This is a genomic window from Bacillus sp. DB-2, from assembly GCF_003315125.1.
GTDB classification, from domain to species: Bacteria; Bacillota; Bacilli; order Bacillales; family Bacillaceae_G; genus Bacillus_A; species Bacillus_A mycoides.
The window spans coordinates 336447-357523 of sequence record NZ_QNRN01000004.1; the positions used below are offsets into that span (position 1 = coordinate 336447).

General features: G+C 31.6%; 21 protein-coding genes and 3 pseudogenes. 8 read left to right on the forward strand and 16 right to left on the reverse strand.

Translation table 11 applies throughout. From position 1 onward, the window contains the following. Nucleotides 1–275 precede the first annotated feature (275 nt). Nucleotides 276–708 (forward strand): annotated as a pseudogene (locus tag DET63_RS30590) (hypothetical protein). A 107-nt stretch (nucleotides 709–815) separates the two neighbouring features. Here DET63_RS30590 and DET63_RS09425 read toward each other — a convergent pair. After that, a complete protein-coding gene (locus tag DET63_RS09425) occupies nucleotides 816–1859 on the reverse strand; it encodes an aspartate-semialdehyde dehydrogenase (protein ID WP_113936528.1) in 1044 nt (347 codons plus the stop codon). Between the two features lie 129 nt (nucleotides 1860–1988). Here DET63_RS09425 and DET63_RS09430 point away from each other — a divergent pair, with 129 nt between their 5' ends. Further along, entirely contained in the window at nucleotides 1989–2858 is an 870-nt protein-coding gene (locus DET63_RS09430; RefSeq protein WP_002085642.1) for a LysR family transcriptional regulator, read from the forward strand. A gap of 113 nt (nucleotides 2859–2971) precedes the next feature. Here DET63_RS09430 and DET63_RS09435 read toward each other — a convergent pair whose 3' ends face one another. Continuing rightward, nucleotides 2972–3577, reverse strand: a complete 606-nt coding sequence (locus DET63_RS09435; protein WP_113936529.1) for a PRK06770 family protein — start codon at nucleotides 3575–3577, stop codon at nucleotides 2972–2974. Nucleotides 3578–3679: 102 nt separating this feature from the next. Continuing rightward, a complete protein-coding gene (locus DET63_RS09440; protein WP_016126914.1) occupies nucleotides 3680–4453 on the reverse strand; it encodes a Cof-type HAD-IIB family hydrolase in 774 nt (257 codons plus the stop codon). A 383-nt stretch (nucleotides 4454–4836) separates the two neighbouring features. Here DET63_RS09440 and DET63_RS30915 point away from each other — a divergent pair. Further along, a pseudogene (locus tag DET63_RS30915) lies at nucleotides 4837–5028 on the forward strand (hypothetical protein); the annotation flags it as partial. 37 nt (nucleotides 5029–5065) lie between these two features. On the opposite strand, the gene DET63_RS09455 reads toward DET63_RS30915, so the two are convergent. Next, the gene (locus tag DET63_RS09455) at nucleotides 5066–5707 is read right to left on the reverse strand and encodes a DEAD/DEAH box helicase family protein (protein ID WP_113936558.1); all 642 of its coding nucleotides are present in this window, start codon (nucleotides 5705–5707) and stop codon (nucleotides 5066–5068) included. Nucleotides 5708–5724: 17 nt separating this feature from the next. Then, on the reverse strand, nucleotides 5725–6621 hold the full coding sequence (locus DET63_RS09460) for a CPBP family intramembrane glutamic endopeptidase (protein ID WP_113936530.1): 897 nt from the start codon (nucleotides 6619–6621) through the stop codon (nucleotides 5725–5727). A gap of 382 nt (nucleotides 6622–7003) precedes the next feature. On the opposite strand from DET63_RS09460, the gene cspD reads away from it, so the two are divergent. Then, a complete protein-coding gene (cspD, locus tag DET63_RS09465) occupies nucleotides 7004–7207 on the forward strand; it encodes a cold-shock protein CspD (RefSeq protein WP_002012849.1) in 204 nt (67 codons plus the stop codon). A gap of 86 nt (nucleotides 7208–7293) precedes the next feature. Further along, complete coding sequence (locus DET63_RS09470; protein WP_000286202.1) at nucleotides 7294–7479, forward strand: cold-shock protein; 186 nt, start codon at nucleotides 7294–7296, stop codon at nucleotides 7477–7479. A 43-nt stretch (nucleotides 7480–7522) separates the two neighbouring features. Here DET63_RS09470 and DET63_RS09475 read toward each other — a convergent pair whose 3' ends face one another. Beyond that, nucleotides 7523–8074 (reverse strand): GNAT family N-acetyltransferase, encoded by a 552-nt coding sequence (locus DET63_RS09475; RefSeq protein ID WP_002031946.1) that lies wholly within the window; start codon nucleotides 8072–8074, stop codon nucleotides 7523–7525. Nucleotides 8075–8304: 230 nt separating this feature from the next. Between DET63_RS09475 and DET63_RS09480 the strand changes: the two are divergent. Continuing rightward, nucleotides 8305–8853, forward strand: a pseudogene (locus DET63_RS09480) (hypothetical protein). Between the two features lie 65 nt (nucleotides 8854–8918). Here the strand turns inward: DET63_RS09480 and DET63_RS09485 are convergent. The 4 genes from DET63_RS09485 to DET63_RS09505 form a co-directional block, all read right to left on the reverse strand. Next, entirely contained in the window at nucleotides 8919–10319 is a 1401-nt protein-coding gene (locus tag DET63_RS09485) for a protoporphyrinogen oxidase (RefSeq protein ID WP_113936531.1), read from the reverse strand. A 158-nt stretch (nucleotides 10320–10477) separates the two neighbouring features. Then, entirely contained in the window at nucleotides 10478–10627 is a 150-nt protein-coding gene (locus DET63_RS09490; protein ID WP_002012842.1) for an aspartyl-phosphate phosphatase Spo0E family protein, read from the reverse strand. Between the two features lie 241 nt (nucleotides 10628–10868). Continuing rightward, on the reverse strand, nucleotides 10869–11819 hold the full coding sequence (locus tag DET63_RS09495; protein WP_113936532.1) for a hypothetical protein: 951 nt from the start codon (nucleotides 11817–11819) through the stop codon (nucleotides 10869–10871). Between the two features lie 484 nt (nucleotides 11820–12303). Then, nucleotides 12304–12921, reverse strand: coding sequence for an XRE family transcriptional regulator (locus DET63_RS09505; protein WP_181777906.1), 618 nt, complete (start codon nucleotides 12919–12921; stop codon nucleotides 12304–12306). A gap of 114 nt (nucleotides 12922–13035) precedes the next feature. On the opposite strand from DET63_RS09505, the gene DET63_RS09510 reads away from it, so the two are divergent. Continuing rightward, nucleotides 13036–13926, forward strand: a complete 891-nt coding sequence (locus tag DET63_RS09510; protein WP_113936534.1) for a DMT family transporter — start codon at nucleotides 13036–13038, stop codon at nucleotides 13924–13926. A 97-nt stretch (nucleotides 13927–14023) separates the two neighbouring features. Here DET63_RS09510 and DET63_RS09515 read toward each other — a convergent pair whose 3' ends face one another. The 5 genes from DET63_RS09515 to catA form a co-directional block, all read right to left on the reverse strand. After that, nucleotides 14024–14929: a DUF2935 domain-containing protein gene (locus tag DET63_RS09515; protein WP_002165842.1), complete on the reverse strand. Its 906-nt coding sequence runs from the start codon at nucleotides 14927–14929 to the stop codon at nucleotides 14024–14026. Nucleotides 14930–15235: 306 nt separating this feature from the next. Next, a complete protein-coding gene (locus DET63_RS09525; protein ID WP_113936536.1) occupies nucleotides 15236–15748 on the reverse strand; it encodes a GNAT family N-acetyltransferase in 513 nt (170 codons plus the stop codon). 185 nt (nucleotides 15749–15933) lie between these two features. After that, the gene (locus DET63_RS09530; RefSeq protein WP_181777904.1) at nucleotides 15934–16878 is read right to left on the reverse strand and encodes a GNAT family N-acetyltransferase; all 945 of its coding nucleotides are present in this window, start codon (nucleotides 16876–16878) and stop codon (nucleotides 15934–15936) included. A 37-nt stretch (nucleotides 16879–16915) separates the two neighbouring features. Continuing rightward, nucleotides 16916–17440 (reverse strand): GNAT family N-acetyltransferase, encoded by a 525-nt coding sequence (locus DET63_RS09535; RefSeq protein WP_113936538.1) that lies wholly within the window; start codon nucleotides 17438–17440, stop codon nucleotides 16916–16918. Nucleotides 17441–17664: 224 nt separating this feature from the next. Beyond that, nucleotides 17665–18315 carry a type A chloramphenicol O-acetyltransferase gene (catA, locus tag DET63_RS09540; RefSeq protein WP_002085665.1) on the reverse strand — a complete coding sequence of 217 codons (651 nt, stop codon included), beginning with the start codon at nucleotides 18313–18315 and terminating at the stop codon, nucleotides 17665–17667. Nucleotides 18316–18516: 201 nt separating this feature from the next. On the opposite strand from catA, the gene DET63_RS09545 reads away from it, so the two are divergent. Next, nucleotides 18517–18699: a DUF4021 domain-containing protein gene (locus DET63_RS09545; RefSeq protein ID WP_002012828.1), complete on the forward strand. Its 183-nt coding sequence runs from the start codon at nucleotides 18517–18519 to the stop codon at nucleotides 18697–18699. A 48-nt stretch (nucleotides 18700–18747) separates the two neighbouring features. On the opposite strand, the gene DET63_RS09550 is transcribed toward DET63_RS09545, so the two are convergent. Next, a complete protein-coding gene (locus DET63_RS09550; RefSeq protein ID WP_113936539.1) occupies nucleotides 18748–20979 on the reverse strand; it encodes an MMPL family transporter in 2232 nt (743 codons plus the stop codon). Nucleotides 20980–21077: the final 98 nt, after the last annotated feature.

A 21077-nucleotide genomic window follows, 5' to 3' on the forward strand; every position in this document is an offset into this window, starting at 1 on the left:
GTCAGTTAATAACTATTTGATACCTACTCAAAACATTGTTAAAATCACCGTAAGAACAAGTGTTTGAGAAGTTATTAGGATGAGCACAGTATTTCGAAACCAGTTAAAATAATATCAAATGGAATAAACTCTACATTGAACCTGTTTATTGGCGTTCAACTAATTATGAAAACGCGAAAACTTGTATTTCAAAGGGATGCAAATGGCCATATTGTTCAGTTGAAGAAAGAATTTTTTTAATCATCCATTTATTATGATAAAGGGAGTAATTGTATATGAATAAAAGCAAACCAGTTGATGAATTGACTATTGAAGACTTGAAACAAAACCCGATATGGGAATGGGCAATAGATGAAGAGGAAAATGAAGAGTGCGATGAAAAGTGGGTAAAACCAGTGGAAACTATAAATTTCACAGAAGAATCAAACGGTTCAATAGTACTGGCGAATTAATAATACATAATGATGAGAAATTCCCTATGATGTGTAGTATTGATATTGAAAATAACGAGGTATTAATTATAGTTCCATTGTTTTTTATAACGAAAAAGAAAATGAGTATTTTGCTATAGAAGATGTAGTGAAAAAGGTTGAGATGCCAATCTCAATTAATATTTATCTCACAATTAATGGAGAGCCTAGATTTTTAAAATTCTCAGCAAATAAAATTGATATTTATAAAAACACTATAAAAACTAACTTAAATTAAATTCAAATTGAAGTTAGGAGAATACTCATTAAGTAAAAAATGGGAAACCATTATAATTAACGGTTTCCCATATATCCTCCTATTTTCAATGTTTATATAAATTTATACTAAATAATCCCCTTTTCCACCAATGTCTCTGTGATTTGAACTGAGTTCCAAGCCGCACCTTTTAATAAATTATCAGAAACAATCCAAAGATGGAATCCTTTTGGCGTATCCGGATCTTTGCGTATTCTACCTACAAATGTATCTCTTTTACCCTCTGCATATAATGGCGTTGGATAAATTTGTTCACTAGGATTATCTTGTAAAATAACACCTGGTGCATTCAGTAGTACTTCTTTAATTTCTGCAACGGTCGCTTCTTTTTCAAGTTCAATATAAACCGATTCAGAATGCCCCGATACAACTGGAACTCTGACGCAAGTAGCTGCCATTTTCAGATTTGGATCTTCTAAAATTTTCTTCGTCTCTTGAATCATCTTTACTTCTTCGAATGTGAAATCGTTGTCTGTAAATATATCCACTTGCGGCAAAACATTAAATGCAATTGGATAATGTTTTTTATCTTTTTTCGCTGGTAATATAGTACTCTTCACTTCTTCACCTGTAAGCATTGACTTAGCCTGTTCTTTTAATTCATGAATCGCATGAATTCCTGATCCTGATACGGCTTGATACGTTGAAACAATAATTCGTTCTATACCAAATGATTTCCGAATAGGTTGAAGAGCTGTTACCATCTGTAGTGCTGAGCAATTCGGAACTGCAATGATCCCGTTATGTTTCCTTAAAGTATGTGCATTTACTTCTGGAACGACGAGTGGTACATCGTGTGCCATTCGGTATTCACTTGTGTTGTCAATTACAATTGCACCACTAGAAACTGCATGATTTACATATTGTCTAGAAATTTCTTCTCCAGCACTAAAAAATGCAATGTCTACACCTTCAAAACTAGTTGATTTTGCCTCTTGTATTTTAATCTCCCTGCCTTTAAATTTTACTGCCTTACCAGCAGATCGTTTTGACGAGAGTAATGTAATTTCTTCTATATTAAATTTCGTTTCTCTATCTAACAATGCAATAATTTTTTGCCCTACTGCACCTGTAGCCCCAACTACAGCTACATGATAGCTCTTTTCACTCATTTTTTCTCCTCCAATTTCACTTGAATAAATTTCTCCACAACTTAATTTTAAAAGAAATTTAATGATTTGAAAAATTGAAATACATGATATAATCATTCACAAATCATGATAATAAAAGAGGTATCGCTTATGGAAATGAGACATGTTAAAACATTTTGTGCCATTGTTAAATATGGCAACTTTTCTAAAGCTGCTCATGCATTAGGTTATGTGCAATCTACTGTAACAGCTCATATTAAATCATTAGAGAGCGATTTAAACATTCCTCTATTCGATCGATTAGGAAAAAAAATACTTCTTACAAAAGCAGGTCATCAATTTCATCCGTACGCATTAGAATTACTTACTATTTATGATAAAGCGCAAGAAATCCCTCAAAACAGTGACCATTTAGAAGGAACATTAACTATTACATCTAATGAATCATTGGCAGTGTATCGATTACCACAATTATTACGTACTTACAAACAGGAAAATCCGAAAGTAAATATCGTACTTGAGACAAATACCAATGGGCAAGCATTGAAAAAACTACATGAAGGAGAAACCGATGTTATCTTCATAATTGGAGAAAGTATAGAGCATAATGATTTTATTACGTGTAATTTATGTAATGAAACATTTGGATGGATTTTCCCTGCTCATTTCCCTTCAAACACTGATCCACTCCTTTTATTACAAAATACTCAATTTATATTTACTGAACAAAGCTGCGGCTATAGACCGATGGTAGATCGTTTTTTACGTCAAAGCGGGAATATTCCCGCTAAAACATTCGAAACTTCCAATGTTGAAGTCATTAAACAATCTGTGATGTGTGAGTTAGGAATTTCAATTCTCCCTTACATCGTTGTACAAGAAAGTTGTCAAAAAGAGCAACTCTGTTTTCAGCCCATCGAAACTCCAGCAGTCATTCAAAGCCACGTAATCTATCATAAATCTAGATGGATATCACCAGTTTTACAATCGTTTCTTACATTATTAGAGAGAATAGAATAGAAAAGTAAGCGAGTAATTACAAAAATGAGTAACTGCTCTAAAAAGCAATTACTCATTTTTGTTAAAACATTTGTGTTCATAACAATACAGGTGTTTCAAAATCAATATGTACCTTATTTATTAGTTTGTCCCCCACCTGCAATTAATTTACTACCTGAATATGTACCTTTTTGTATAAAAACTTGATTAATTAATTCTTTTTGCTCCTTTTCTGACATTACTCCTTTCCCTTCTCCTAAATTCCCACTTTGTAATTTCCAAATCTTGTTGTGGTCCACATCAACCTTTTCATATTTTCCTTGTTTCCATCGTTCTAAAATATCCACATATGTACTTTTTTGTGCAACATCATTACTATTTATAATTTCAAGTAAACTTTCAATACGTTCTTGTGTAATAAAGATATATCCCCATTTTTGATCTGCTTTCGCTTTTTGATGTGCCATTTCATGTAATGCTGTCTGTATGTTCTCATCTGTCCATTTGAAATTTTTATTAAAACCACTATTCGGCAATGAATAATTCCCGTTTTCTAACATCTTTGCATCTTCGGCTTTTACATTACTATCAGCTAGCACTTCTATTGCGGGGGCTGCTGGTGTTGTCTTTTTCGCAGCTGGTTTACTATTATTTAAATAATACAGCATACCATATGTTAAACCTACTCCAATTACTGCCATACCAGCTATAATTCCTATTATTTTAAATAATGTTTTCATCTTGCCTATTTCCTCCCATATTTCCCTTTTCATAATATCTATTTATCAAAAACAGATGTAGCTTCTCTTTTTTCGCAACTTGCTGCGATTCATTTTTCCATACTAATTAACATAAATATAACTATTACTTTCCAGAAATGTAGCAACTCCATCCTCATCATTACTTTTGGCAATAAATTTAGCGACGGATTTTAATTCTTCAACAGCATTGCTCATCGCTACGCCAATCCCACACTTCTCTATCATTTCCATATCATTGTAGTCATCTCCAAATGCAATTACTTCAGATACATCTCGATTTAAGTGCTGTAGAACATGCTGAATACTATTCCATTTTGAAACATCCGTATGCATAATTTGACACAATGTTCCGTTATCTGTAATGACTGCCTTGCACTCATCAGGCAACTCCTTAGTGAACTCCTTATTTATTGAGCCATTAGTACAAACAATTACTTTAGAGGCTTTTTCAAAGTTTAATTCTCTTATATCCATGACTTCACACGGCACATTACCAAAATAATCAGTAACATCAAAATTTGAGTACAGCTTATCATTTATTTCAAGACAAATCTGATGAAGATTATACTTTTTTGCTATTTCTATGATTCCTAAAATATCATTTTTAGAAATCTTCATTTCATATAAAATATCATTACCTTTAAGAACTAGAGCTCCATTATAACAAATGATAATCTCATTCTTTAACACGTTGGGAATATACTGATTTATAGCTCTTGGAGGCCTTGCCGTAGCAAAAATCAATTCGTCTCCATTATTTTTACATTCCCTCAAAATATTAATAGATTTCTCTGAAATTGTTTTATCACTTCTTAATAAAGTCCCATCAAGATCTGAAATAATAATCTTTTTCATGCTTATATTTATTCCTCCTTCACAAGTTATAACTCGAAGCATCGATTATTTGTTGAACCAATCGAGCTTTTACGGGTAGTAGACCTCCGCCTAATTTTTTGTCACAGCTGAATTTCGAGTCTTATTTCCCGCAAATAGCGGGATACATTTTCATTTATTACATATTTTCTATTTCCTGAATCATACATGCATTTCCTTATATTGTATTTCTTTTCTTTATAAATTGAAAGATTATTCCGTCAAAAAGTGCAGTCTTTTTCAAATGCTAATTCCACTCTAAGCATTTCGTTTTAAATTTATAAAAATATATGCTAGCCTAATAATTTATAGTAGCTGCATAAATATGAGCTTATTGTATGATGGTTTAACATCTTCAAACTTTGATGAAACTATCTACACTTTTAAAATGTATTCATTCTCTCACTATGAATAATTCTGTTTATGGTATCGATGTTTGTAGTGAACTACCAGTTTCTCCTTCTCAACTCTTTCTACCTAAATATACAAATACTATTAAGAAAAATGAAAAATCAAACTTACAACAATATATAAACTCACATATTCAATATGCATAAAAAAACAACGAGTACCTTATAAGGCACTCGTTGTTTTTTATGCACGACTCTCTTTTAACCACTTCGTAATAGCTTCTAACCTCGAAACATCAAACCGTCTTTTTTCACACACGTTCAAGCTGTTTAAACTTTTCACAATTTCTAATTCATTCGACTTTACACTTTTCGCTTCAATCAAATTACAGTAACCATCTGTGACGGTATTGAGATTTTCATAATAACGTTGAAACGATTTTGATATATGTAAATGTTTTTCAAAGTTCCTTCTTTTTTTCGTCTCATCAGATTCTTTCCGTTTTCTAAGCTCTTCATCATTCGTATATAAATAAAAATATTGATCGGGAAAACCAATTTCCTTATTGATCAGTTTTTCTTTATAAAAGTTTTCTATTAAAGATAACGGCTGATTAAATATATCAAAATGGAAACACCAATTATAACTAAGTGGCTGATAAATATCACCATCAAGTATTACAATTTCATATTGCTGCGACTTCTGCACTGCTATATTCCAGCGCTCTACTTGTTTTTCAAAATACCATGTATTATGTTCATTTTTCGGTCTTTCAAATAAAAAATTCACTTCAGGTATAATGTATGCACCATAATTTTTTTCTAGTTCACGACATGTGCTACTCTTACCAACAGCACTCGCTCCCTCAAACGCTATAATCCCCATATTTTCTCCCTCTTTCATTAGCTAATATCTCGTTGTTTCACTTTTCGCCCCCATAACTGTTTCCATAAAACGATTGAAGCGATAGAAAGCATTATTGTTGTAATGATACTACCTTCAATACCAAATGAGCCTCCCTGAAGCACTTCTGACCCATTTGTTACAGGTTTAAATAGTGGTGTTGAATATATCGTCATGCCACTAACTGCAAAACCATAGACATTATATTGTGCCCAATTCCAAATGGAATGCCATGCACAAATCCCCCAAAGACTACTGTCCTTTAATACGTAAAAAGCTGCAAATACACCAACTAATATTATATTCGATATTGAAAGAATTGTAATACCTGGATTAAGTAAATGAAGAAAACCAAATAAAAAGGACGTCACTATAATCCCAACCCATATACGACTTCTAACAGAAATAACTGGAAACAACCAGCCTCGTACAATAATTTCTTCCGTTGCACCTTGTATTAAAAAAGCAATTAAAGATCCTACAATACCAAATATGGCGGTTGCCGTAATTTGTTGCATTTGTAGTTTTACAATACCTGTTAATACAAGTACAATTACTGGTATTGAAATGAAGATAAATCCTATTAACGCACCTCTCAAATACTTTCTCATCCATTGCACTTTCCAAAAACCAATGGATGAAAATGACCTTTTCTCTACAAACCTAATCCATAAAAAAATAAAAAATATAGCCCCACCAAACGTTAATATCATCTCAATATTACTATAAATTGCCTTTACAAATGATGTATCTGCTTTCGGTAAAAACAGCATAAACAACATGAAAAATTCACCTAAAGTTAAAAATACAATTGCAAGTATAACAGCGAAAATAGGATGAACTTTTCTTCTTCCTTCTTTTGCTGCTTCAATTATTTTAAATTGTTTATTTAGCAATATTCTATCCTCCTTATTATTGTAATCATCTGTATTCTTGAAATATATATCATTTCCCTTAAACATATTTATTAAAATAAATGATTTCTGTTTGGAATAAATTCAGATTAGGAATAATATATAAATAAAAGAGATGTCTTCGTGCCTTTTACCAGTATCACCCAATTCATTCACTGGTATTACCAGCACTTGCTATTTCCCACCATTTGTTGTAAGATAGTAATTAAGGTCAATTTAGCACTATACTTTCTTTGCATATTATCAAGTATCAATCAGGAATGTTTTGTACTCCTTATGGATTTTTGATAATATGTGAACTTTTATTTTCAATCGAATAAGGCCGATCATATTGTAATCTTTTTAAATTTTAGGAGGCATTACCATGACATTAACAGGTAAAGTAAAATGGTTTAACAGCGAAAAAGGTTTCGGTTTCATCGAAGTTGCAGACGGTAGCGACGTATTCGTTCACTTCTCAGCTATCACTGGCGACGGCTTCAAATCTCTTGACGAAGGTCAAGAAGTTAGCTTCGAAGTTGAAGACGGTAACCGTGGACCTCAAGCTAAAAACGTTGTAAAGCTATAATTCAATCAATAAAAAGGTTGTTACCAGCTCGGTTAACAACCTTTTTAATATATAACTAAAAATTTTTACATAAAAGGAGTGGTTACATGTATCGCAATCGAAAGAACGATGTAGCAGAAGTACCACCAGAACAAACCCCTGTTTGGGAATGTGAATCAGAGGATTGTTTAGGATGGATGAGAAAGAACTTTTCATTTGAAGAAGAGCCTAAATGCCCTTTATGTAAAAGTAGTATGAAAAGCGGAGAACGTTTATTACCTAAAATAGGTTGATTTTTACAAGCCCCTCTTATTTTAAATAAGAAGGGCTTTTTTATTAATAATGAATATCCTCTACATCTGTTCGTACAATAGAATACATTAATGCATCGTGTTGTTTATTTCCTTGATGAATGTATCCACGTAACAGCCCTTCTTGTTGAAAACCTAATTTAGATAACATATTACACGAAGTTATATTTTCAGGATATGTAATAGCTCCAATTCTAAATAAGCCTAAATCTCGAAATCCATAAGTAATAATTTCTCGAGCAGCTTCAGAAGCATAACCATTCCCCCAATAACGAGGATGCAAATCATATCCAATCTCTGAGCGTTTACTCCAAAGTTGTAAATTATTTAATCCAATTGTTCCTACTAAATTATTTGTGTCTTTTAATACAATCCCCCAACGCATTGCCTTTTTCTCAAAGTAATTTTTTGAAAAAGATTCAATCATACGTGAAGCTTGTCCAAACTCAGTAAAAGAATTCATACCATAATAACACGTTACCTCATCTAATGAGAATATTTCATATATTTTTTGACAATAAGATTGTTCTATTTCAACTAAGCGCAAGCGTTCTGTTTCTAACATAGGAAATACCATAGGATCACTCCTTTCTCTCTACTCATTTATTATAGCAGAAAAAGTATTTATAATTAGGAAAGTCCTTAATGTCCCACAAATCAAATATTTCTAGCGATGTTTATCCTATTAATAATATATAACTTCGTTGTATTTATTAATTCCCCTCTAAAAACCACCCCTAATTTACACCCTCTCATGTTAAAATATAGAAAAACAGTAAATATTTCTTACGGAGGTGCTTAAACTTTATGTATATTTTCATTGGCTTATCCCTCTTGCTCATTTTACTCATTTTTTTATTCGCAAAAAAATTCACACCAAACTCATTTATGATGACAAGTTTTAAAGGAAATAGCTTTAAGACATTTTCAGTTGGTATATTAATCGCTGCCACACTCTCTCTTTCATACGGAATGTATCACGCAGCAACATATCAACCTAGATATTTAGATATTAAATTGCAAAATTAAAATTTCACTGTTTTTGGTAATGTCGGTGAGTTTGGTTATTTCTCAGAAAAATTACTAAAAAAAGATGCAGAAGTTGAACTGTATTTTGTCTCTTGGGAAACAATACAATTAAATAATCCAGAAATAATAGTAGACTACCCTTCAGGCAAACAGGAAACATGGAAGCCTAATATAACATTAATTCCTACAAATAAATTAAAAGAAAAACATAGTATTAAAGAACTTTATCGGCTCTCACCGTATTCATTTGAAGAATCTGGAAAAATAACATTAACTATTAAAGAGAATAAAGCCAATCATAAAAAGATTGCAATTAATGTTAAATAATTACAAATAAAATGTCCCTCCATTATGTTGGAGGGACATTTTATTTACATATGTATTCAATATTATTATTTTGACTGTTCATTCAATGTCGTAATTATTTCATTGGCAGTATTCTTTCCGTTTCCAATACAAGCACCAATTCCTACACCGTAATATGAAGCACCAGCTAAGTATACATTAGGATAAAGCATGGCCAATTTTTCTTGTAATGATTGAACAGCTTGATTATGTTCTAAATGATATTTCGGCATTAAATCTTTCCAATTTGTAACTTCAATTACTTCCGGTTCACCTTTAATTCCGAGGCTCTTTTCAATATCATATAAAGCAACTCGTACTAATTCTTCTTCACTATAACTTTTGATCGTTTCATATACTGGATTAGTGCTCTTATAAAACATTCTTACTAATAGCTTTTGTTTACCAGATGTATGTTTCCACTTCCTGCTTGTCCATGTGCAAGCATCACAATGTAAATCACTGTTTTCCGTTACGATAAAACCTGTGCCGTCAGCCGGTAGTTGTTCATCTAGTATGTCAAAACCTAAGTAAATACTTATAAGCGATGAATTTTTAAATTTATTAAAATGCTCATTTAACTCATTAGACTGTAATAACGTTTGTGCGATATCATGTGGAGCTGCTAAAACGACATAATCAGCTTGTATTGTCTCATGATTTGCAAAAGAAACCTCATACCGATCCCCTTTTTTACTTATCACTGTTGTTACAGCACCTTTATTAATGACAGTCTCCGTCAGCACTTCTTCTAAGCGATTAATAATCGTAGATAGTCCACTTTTAAATGATACAAACTTTTTATTTCCTGCTGACTGAAATTGTTTTTTATTCTCTTCAAAACCTTTAATAATACTTCCATATTTATTTTTATACTCAAGTAAATATGGTAACGTAGATGCCATTGTAAGCTCATTCAATTTACCAGAATATACACCTGAAAGCACAGGTGCAACTTGTCTTTCCACTAATTCTTTCCCTAAAAAGCTTTCTAAAAATACAGCAAGTGATGTATCCTTTGTAAACTCCTTATTTTTCGTAATAAAATCTTTTAAAGCAACGATTTTCCCTTTTTTTGAGACTAGCGTACTGCTAAATAATGATTCAACACTCATAGGAATCCCAAATATAGTGTCAGCAGGAATTGGATGTAATATGTTATCAGAGTATATGTAAGAAATACCTGTTTCGTTATATACCATTTCATTTTCTAAATTTAAATCTTTTACAAGCGGCAAAACATGTTCATTACGAGCTACAATAGAATCTGCTCCAGATTCCATAATAAAATCATTTTCTTCCACACTGTGGATTTTACCACCTAAATACTCTTCTTTCTCAATAAGGATTAAATTTAAATCTATATTATAATCCTTCTTTAATTTTTCTAAATAAAACATAGTAGAAAGTCCAGTAATACCTCCACCGATGACAACGACTGTTTTCATATTTGCTGCGCCCCTAACCGATACAATTAATAATTCCTTTATTATTATAACCAAAAATTATCATAGTCGACTAGCAGCTTGCGCATTCTGTAAGAAATTAGACAATATATATGAATAAAAAAGAACTATAACATATTCAACTCACGTCATAGTTCTTTCTATTTTAAAAACATAAACCAGTTTATTAATTTGTCAATTTCTTGGCTGAGTGCTATTACTTTTTCATGTTGAAGTCCATAATTTGAGACTAGATTCAATAATTCTTCTTTTTTCAATTCAATTATTTTTTCTAACTTCACTAATTCCATGTCGTCTTTATTCGCTCCAATTTCAAAATATATGTATTTTAGTATAGCCTACTTACATAATAAGTAAAAGTCTCATGCTAATGTAAAATCTTACATATTTGAAAAAACAATATACTACTAACAAAAAAAGAGACTTAAACTAAGCCTATTATTACAGGTCATTATAATTTCCTACCATTTTTTATAACTATGTTAGTTTATGAATGTGTGCCATTTACTATTAATTTAAAGTTAGACACTTTTACTCATTAATAATACAACAGAATTTCTCAAATGTTTTATCTTTATATACTGGAACCCTTGTTAAGTGATCAAAATAACTATATGAAAATTTAAATATGTGCCCAAAATCCCAATTAAATTCGCTGTAGTCTTTAAGCCAGAATGCATTATCTAGCGGAAGTGTATCAACTTGTTTTGCTTTTGTGAGAGGTAAACGATCTACAGGAGAATTCAATATTATTTGGGCATTCGGCATTAAATTGCGACTTTTTCTAAGTACATAAACTAGCTTTAATAGTGGTTTTATTCCTCGTTGAAATAATTCTATATGCCCTAAGTCATATAATATATTAATCGCATGTGAGAAGGTAAGCATATGACCAATTAAATCGTGATGTGATTCTGCCTTATATATAACATTAAATTTAGATAACTCATTTAAAATAAATTCAGATAATTGCTTCGGGTTTTTAATTTCGCTTTGAATCTCCTCATTATTTATAATTAGTCGCTTTACTTCTTTAGTTGTAAAACCAATCCAAGATCTACCGGGAATTGTTTTTTGAAACGATAATATAAGGTTTGCTATATTATTAATATCTTGCTCACTCCCCCAATGACTTAACTCCTTAATGGCTAGTAAACTTAAAGAAGCGTAAATTACATTATGACCAACCCAATGGAGTTCATCAATCGTTTGTTCCAAAGATTTGATTATCGTTTCTTCAGCACTTTGATAATCGACACCTTGTTTATTATCAATTGTTTCGCCTAACCTTTGCTTATGGAGCATCATTTTCGCTTGAGAATAAATGTTACAGGCAGTTTTTTCATCAATGTTATTGTTTTTCGTAAAAAAATAACTAGCAATGGCAGCTGCTCCGAAATGTGCATGCCAAATATCATTTGTTTCTTTTTTACATTGAGATATAATTGAGAGCCCATCTTTTAATACATTTATATTTCCCATTATTATCCGCTCTTCCCCCCTAATAAAAATGACTTTTCAGCATCTACAAAGTCGGCAAAAAGCCAGGTGAAAACTCTTGAAAAGTTTCCTCCTTTACAGCTATAAATTTAAATTGCCCCTGTCGCTCAACAAGAATTAAATTTGCTTCTAATAATATTTTGAGATGATACTTATTCATCCCTAATGCAGTCTCAATCTTCCACAATTGTGTTTGTTTTGATTATGAAATAAATAACGAACAATCTCTCGTTTTACTCCTGCCAAAGCCTTAAAAATTTTCACTCTTTGTTTATCTGAATTATTTGGTTTGATAGTCATGGAACTATCTTAATTTTTCGTCAAGCCTCTCATCTTCTTAAACATACAAAGTGAAAATCAAATGTGTATGTATTTATAGATAGTTGTTTTATTATACACGCGAATCTTTATGTAATTGATACTTTCTATTATGTTACCACTTAGTATGTATCCTTAAGCTACTTCCTTAGCTTAACGAAGGTGTTAATACAAATAAGATGTGATTCATTTCATCACTCTTATTCAAAAATCTATGTTTCACGTTCGGTGGAATACGCACAACATCTCCTTCTTCTAAAAAATATTCATTCCCTTCCAATTCCACATACACTTCCCCTTTCATTACAACTGCAATTTCTTCCTTATCTTCGTGGGAATAGTGACTTTCTGTTGTATTTGCATATCCGTTTAAATCCATCATTAACATTTCAATGCGAGCTTTCATAAAATCTGGTGTTAACACATCATAAACAATATGATCATTATTTTCTCGATATACTTTTTTCCGATCTTTCTTCTTAGAAATAAGTGAGTCTGTATCAATATCATTAATAAAAAGAGTAAACAGCGGTACATTTAATGCTTTCGCTATTAATTCCAATACATTTAAAGAAGGATTGGCATGTCCTCTTTCAATTTGACTAATAAGTGAAGTACTGATTCCTGCATAATCAGCAAATTTACGAATTGTCATATTATTTTTCTTACGATAACTTAAAACAGTTTGACCTAGTCGATAATGAATCATTGTTACAACTTCCTTTCGTCCATCATAATACATCTTTCGTTCCTTTTGTGCTGACATACTAAACAGTGGCAATTAATCCTTCCTTATTTCATCTTAGGCTTATATACTAACTTTTGTACATTATATTATATACAGTTCATTATAATAAACAATCAAACGGAGGGACAAACTTTGAAATCACCTATTCTTTCATATTTCATCTTATTTTTCGGTGTGTTCGCCTTATCTACTTCAGCAATCTTCGTAAAAATAGCAGATGCCCCTGCAGCAATCACTGCTTTTTATCGATTATTGTTTGCTACGGTAATTCTTTTACCGTTTCTAATATTTAATACAAACAATCGAAGCGAACTTTGCTCATTATCAAAAAAGCACTGGGGATTTGGACTCTTATCTGGATTATTTCTAGCAGCTCATTATGTACTATGGTTTGAATCATTACAGTATACTTCTGTAGCAAGTTCTACAGTTATTGTAACGTTGCAACCTTTATTTTCAATGGTCGGTGGTTATTTTTTATTTAAGGAACGGTTTACGAAAGGTGCAATTATAGGCTGCCTTATTGCAATTTCAGGAAGTATCGTGATTGGGTGGCAAGATTTTCAAATTAGTGGTGAGGCTTTATACGGCGATATTTTAGCTTTTATTGCTGCTGGCGTCATAACAGCTTACTTTTTCATTAGTCAACATGTTCGTAAAGACCTATCCCTAATACCGTACTCGGTAATTAGTTATGGCAGTAGTTCACTCTTTCTGGGTATATTTGCTTACACACAGCAGTCATCTTTCTTCAATTACACTACACAAACATGGTGGTCCTTTATAGGTCTTGCATTCATTGCAACGATTTTAGGACAAACAATTTTCAATTGGTTATTAAAATGGATGAGCGCTACTGTTATCTCGATGAGTATTTTAGGAGAGACAATTGGAACTTGTATTTTAGCCTATTTCATTTTAGATGAAACAATTTCTTTACAGCAAGGACTAGGAATTCTACTTATTTTCATTGGATTAGCAATATTTTTATTACAACCGAAACAATTGAATCACAATTTATAAAGTGAAACTTTAATCAGTGGGAGTTTTACTGCCCACAAATAGCGGGATAAACAAGAAAAGCATGACATTAGTTTGCCACGCTTTTCTTGTTTATTTATTATTGCGGAGATTGTTCCACTTGCTTTTGCTTTAGCCTTTGCTCCAATACATGAATCATAAAGAGGAAATGCTCTGCCTCTCTTGTAACATGATCAGCAAGCAATGGATTTATGACATTTCGAATTTGGCATGTTTGAATTAACTCTAATCCTGCTTTTTTGAAATTCCTTAACTCAACAGTAGCATTTTCACTATCTTTATTCATTTTTCCTATAATCGGATATGTCGGTTCTTTTTGATATAACATCGATTCAACATCTCTAGCTTGATTAAGAAGAATTTCAAAATCATCTCCAAATTTCAACGCTGTATGAACAAGATTTCTCTCCGATTGATCCAGTAATGAAGCAATAAAACGTGAGTGTTCCATCATAATTCGTAACCAGAAAACATTCTCGCTAATAATCGCATCTTGAATAGGATCCATCTTGCCTTCATTAAACTTTTGAAGTGTCCGCATAAAATATTCCGCTTCTCGTGCAACATGATCCACTAAAAGTGGAAAATTAAACCCTTTCACTTTACAATTGATGATTAAAATTAGTAAGTTTCTTTTATAATTACGAAAAGCATACACTAACTGAATGCTCTCTTCATTTAATTGCCTTACCGCTTGAACAGTTTGTGGAATAGTAAATGCTTTTTGCAGCTGCCTATCAAACTGATTATAAAACTGTTCTACTTGCTGAATTAAATTTTTATCGTTACGATTAAACCCCTCACCAAGAAACAAAGCATGCTCTTTCATAATACGTAACCAAAATCTATTTTCAGTTATAGATCGTTCAATAAATAATTGTTCTGTTAATGATTCAGATGGAGCTGCTTTCAATTCCGGTGGCAACAGCATAGCTCGCTGTGGGTCCATAATAAAATGTCCAGGAATAGGTTGGTCTGTCGACATTACAATCACTCCTTGTTCCTTGAATGCTCAATTATACTATGTATGAAAATAAATAAAATTTAAATATACTTATGCAATCGTTTTTTCAAGGTTTTTGAAATTTCCACATATGCATTCCCCTTGCACATAGAAATAGATTCTATTAAGTCATATGCTTTCCGGATTAAGATGATTCCTAATGCTTCATCCGTTAAAACATCCTTTAAATAAAAATTGCTCTTTATTTTTAATAAACTAAAAAAAGTATGGCGTCCTTTTGCCATAATTTTTTCAAAACAAATCGATATTTCTGTTCAATTTACCCCCCTATTTATTATGTATAATCAAACCATTTGGTCTAAAACGACTCATCATGATTTCGTTAACAAAGTTCCCATGAGCCCTCAAATTCCCAACCTTTACACCCTCTTCGATAAATCCAAATTTTTCATATAATACTTTGGCTCTAGGATTCGTTTCTAATACACCAAGTTCCACTCGTTCTAACATTAGCCAATTATCAGCTAAATCAAGCATTTTTGTAAGAAGTACTTTTCCAATTCCTTTATTGTGATACTCACTATCTACTCCGATGAATAAATCACCCGAGTGGGATCTTCGCCCTGGACTTTGGGTTAAACCGACAAATCCAACAACTTCTCCATCATATTCTGCTACAAATTCAAATTGATTCTGTGCTAAATTTCGAATTCTATTCTCCATTGCATCTACACGCATACTAGGTAGGAAAACCATATATGGTAAAACATCATCTTGAATGCATATACGATGAATTGCTCTAGCATCTTGTGTTTCTACTGCTCTAACGTTAATCTCCATCTTTTCCCCCTCCATTCAAATATAATATTCTAATATCCCATATTAAAATCCTGCCAACCCTTATTTCTTTGTGTTATTTTCATATAATTATTTCGATATAATATTCGCTTTTTGAACATCATCTCTTATATTCCCTCTCGTTCAAAATGAAAAAATCACTTAGAATATGCTAAGTGATTTTTTATTTAATTTTTTACCCTATTATACAACTCAAGCAAATTTTCTATTGGAATACCATTTATTTTCATACCAGTTATATCACAATTTATTATTTTAATATTTTTCAGGTTACTATTATGTATTGTACTACCTTCCAAATCACAGTTTTCAAATGAAATAGGTTCCTTCTCATCTCCAAGACTTGTATTTTGGAATTGCACTCCACCTAATTTCACCAAATTAAATTTACTACTAGAAAGATTTAAATCTGCATATGAGGAATTTCTAAAATTTATATTTCTAAACTTTGATTGACTTACATTACAATTACTCATATTCATATGCATTATATTACTACCAACAAATGCACTATTTTTTAAATTTACTTGATAATATTCTGTATTAACCAAATTACAGTTTTCGTATTGACCATTTTTCATATCTTTATTTTTAATTAGGTTCTCTCCAACTGCATCTACATTTTTTCTTTTTACATAGCAATACTCATCTTCAGATTTAAAAATTATTTCATAGCCCATTTTTTTATAAAAATGATGATTATTAATTTGTCTACTAGATGTTTCAAGATCCCAAATCCTTATGTTCGGAAATTTTTCTTCTATTAACTTAATAACCCGCGATCCAATTCCTTTTCCTTGAAGAAAAGGCTCTACAAAAATACGATCGATTCTTCCATACGATTTACCAGAGATCGTAACTATAATTCCCCCGATTACTTTTTCATCCATTATCACTTTGTAAATATCCAATTCTTCAATTGAATATTTCATCATTTCAACTGAAGAATATCCTGGCGGTTGAATGTTATAATCAATTACATCACCTTGGCCGTATAACCATCGCTTTGCTTCTTCATCAAATGTTCTTTTCATTATTTCTGTTAACTTTTCAGCATCTAAAATTGTAGCTTTTTCTATAGATATTATTGTCATTTTTGTTTTCCCCTTCATTGTTATAAACCGATAACTTTTGTGAACGATATAGTTATTAATTTACTTTTGTCTTTAATATTTTTCCCATTATTACATATGGGACATCACTTTTACTTGGGTGAAATGGCTCTAATACATCCATCCAATCCAATCTTTTATATAAAGAACGCGCTTTTTCATTGTTTATTTGTGTTGTTAAAATACTCGTTCTATTTGAAATCCCTTCTATTAATTCATTATGTAATTTCATTCCAAGACCTTCATTTCGATATTGTGGGTGAACTGCTAACTCTACAAATTCAAAACAATCTTGTAACCATTCGTCTGCTTGTTCTAGATTTAACGCTTCTCTCATTAATTGATTATAGTACTGCCCTTCTAATGAGCGATAACCATAAGTAAAACCAACTACCTCATTTTCATCATTTATTGCTATTATACCTTTAAAATCTGCATATTCTATATGTCTTTTCATTCTCTCAATCATTTCAGTAAAATTTGTTTTCTCAAATGCTTTACAATACAATTTTGCCATATTATTAATTAGGATTTCATCTTTTTCAATACGTATGAATTTCACTTTACCTTCCCCCTATTAAAACATTTGAACCCTTAAATAATTATAAAATAAAGAATTTTAAAACTAATCACTCTCTTTACTATTAAACTACAAATCAACCTATATTTTCCACTGTTACTTAGTATGAATGAATAAAAAGAAGAGAACATGTAATATACATATGTTCTCTTCTTTTTATTTTAACGCTTATTCATTTTCAATTTTATATAATTAATAATTAGATATTACTTAAGCCACTCGTTACAAGTATTAGCTAGCTCCTGTAAATCCTCTATAAATCGACTCGCATGATATCCATCACAAACCGCATGATGTACTTGCAATGAAACAGGTAGCATAACCCTGCTTCCATCATTGAAATATTTCCCACAAGTAATAATTGGTAATAAAAAATCACCATCATTATTAATATTTAAATTAAATCCTGTAAAACTAGTCCAAGGTATACCAGAAATCGGAAAAATATTTGGCGGAATATTTTCTTTCGTGAAGAAACCATGAACATTAGCATAACATCTCATATCCTCTTCATAGTTTTTATAGAAAATGTGGAAATCGCTAGAATAATCCGTCCATATACTTGAAAAAGATTTATCATCTTTATGAAAGATTGTATAACTAGGTATCATTTCCTCCCAATACCCTAAAACTCCTTCATCATTAAAACATGTTCGAAATTCTGTATGTTTATTTATCACTCTAGAAATTACATAAATAAAAGTCGGATAAAATTTAATTTCCTTTTGATGTATTTCCTCTAGCATCATCGTAATATCAACATTCGCTGTCATACTAAACGAACACTTTAATTTTAAATAATGTTCAAAATACTGCTCTCTATTCCAATTTTCTCTGTCAATTACATGAAACTTCATTTTAATAGCCTCCTAAAATTTTATTTTTATTTTAGAAGGCTAACTTTCTTGTTTTCACCACACTTGTTCACTCCTTACAGTTTAAATTTAATACTAAGCTTTTTATTTAACTATATAACATCTGCAGAAATTCGTTCACATATTTCTGGAAATCCATCCACATACTATTAATAAATCAAATGATGTTTGGAGGATTCAAGCATGAATGACAAAAATGTAAATAAAAAAGAAAATGTTATCGAAAACACTACATCTATTCAAAATAATAATACTGCAAATCTTAATATCGAAGAACAAGCAATGAACGGCTTATATGGAATGCCCGAAACAACCATTGAAGATGCTGATCACGTTGTAACTGATGATTTGACTTCAAAAAATTAATGAACTACATAGAAAAGAGCCAAGGAAAATATCCTTGGTTCTTCTCTATTATACATCCAATTTTTGTACTTCTTCTCTCTTTTTAGAAAGTTTCCCTGGCCAAAAAGCAAAGCGGCCTAAAACAACTGTGATTGCTGGTACAAGTAATGGTCTTACAATAAATGTATCTAGTAATACACCAATTGCAGTTACAATACCAAATTGGACAAGAACTTGAATTGGAAGTGTGCCTAACACTGCAAATGTTCCTGCTAAAATTAAACCTGCGGATGTAATTACACTACCTGTTTGTATAACACCATTTTTAACTGATTCTAAATGATTTTGTTTCTTTTTATTCTTCCATATTTCAGAAACCATAAAGATATTATAATCCTCTCCTAAAGCAACTAAAAATACGAATGCGTATAATGGGATCGCGCCTTGTATCGCGGGAGCTCCCATACCGAAATGCAGTAAAATCCAGCCTGCTCCTAATGCAGAGAAGAAAGATAAAACGACAGTTACAATTAAGTAAATCATCGCAACGATTGAACGTAAATACACGAGTAAAAGTAAAGCGATGATACTAATCATAACCGGAATAATAACCGCTTCATCCCGTTCAGTAATTTGCTTTGTATCATATAAGGAAGCTGTTTCTCCGCCAATCCATAAATGATTCTCAGCTCTACTAATTCCTTCATCTTTTAATACCTTTTCTACACTATTTTTCAATTTAGGGATTTGATCTAATGCTTCAATTGAGTATGGGTTTTCCGCTAAAGAAACTTCATACATTTGCAATTGATTATTTTCTTTTCCCTTCATTGGCTCTTTCACTTTATTAACAAAAGATAATTTCTCTATTTCTTGTTTAATAGGTAAATCTTTTCCGTTTGAATCAACTACAATCTTTACCGGTGCTAATTCTCCAGCTGAAAAATGATCAGTAATTAATGTAAACCCTTCACGTGATGGCATATCTTTCGGGAATGATTCTAATAAATCGTACGTGTATTGAATACGTGGTACAAATGAAGCCAATCCTCCTAATAAAAATACAGTTAGCATAATAATTGTCCACGGTTTACGTACAACAATATCCCCAAGTTTTTTACTAAAGAACCCTTTAGTATTTTTTACTTTTACTACTTTCTTTTTCTTTCTTGCAAACTCTTCATTCATCGAAGTTGTTCTCGGTATGAATGGGAAAAATGCAACTCTACCAAAAATCAATAAAAATGCCGGAAGAATTGTTAAAGCAGCAATCCCCATTATGGATACAGCAACACTAAATGGTACTGCAAATCGATGAAAGGCTCCATAATGAGCAAGTAATAATGTTCCTAATCCAAGTACGACAGTTAATGCACTCATTATAATTGCCCCACCTGATGCTTTTATCGCAAGTTGCAGTGCTTTATATTTACTTTCTTCTTCTAACAGATACTCCCTATATCTTGAAATTAAAAATAGACAGTAATCCGTTCCTGCTCCAAACAGTAAGACAGTCATAATCGAGATAGCCTGTGCATCTACTTTAATCCATCCATTGTCTGCTAAAAAGCCCAGTGTCGGACTGATAATTCCGTATGCAAAACCAACAACGAGTAAAGGTAAAATTGCTAAAATTGGTGAACGGTACAGTAAAATTAATAAAACCAATACTAGTAGTACAGTAGCAACTAATAATTTCACATCAGCTTGACTAAATAAACTTACCGCATCCGTTTGAATACCTACAGGTCCAGATAATCGAACATGTAAACCAGAGTCGGTAATTTTTTGTTTGAACGGATCTTCATCCACTTTACTATTTACTATTTTTCGTAACTCTTCTAAATTACCTTTTAATATATCCGTTCCAGCAGATTTATTAAAAAATATTGGTGTGACAAATGATGTACCATCTTTTGATGCACTTTTTGATAATACTTGCTCTGGAATTGTATCAAATGGTGGTAACAATGATTGTTCTTTTAAAGAGTCCGTTTTTAACTCTTTATAAACGTCCTGTATTAATTTGTAGTCTTTTGACTCTAATCCACCATCCCGATGCCATACAACTAACAACGGGTTTCCTGCATTATTAGGAAATTCTTTTTTCATAAGTGCTTCAGCTTGCTGTGACATAGCTGTTTCAGGTAAATTTTTCGGATTCGGTTCTTTCGTACTGTTTACTTGTGGTAACGTAAATGAAAGTACTAATGTAATAAGAATCCATACCGATAAAGTTATCCATTGCGTATTCTCCCCTGCTACAAGCCTCCCTAACATATGTAACGGGTGCTTTTTCATAAAACCCCACCTTCCTTTTTTCCTCCAACATTAATTATATATACTGGTCGGTTAATTAATCAAGAATGATTAAAAAATTATGTTATAATTATCTCAAT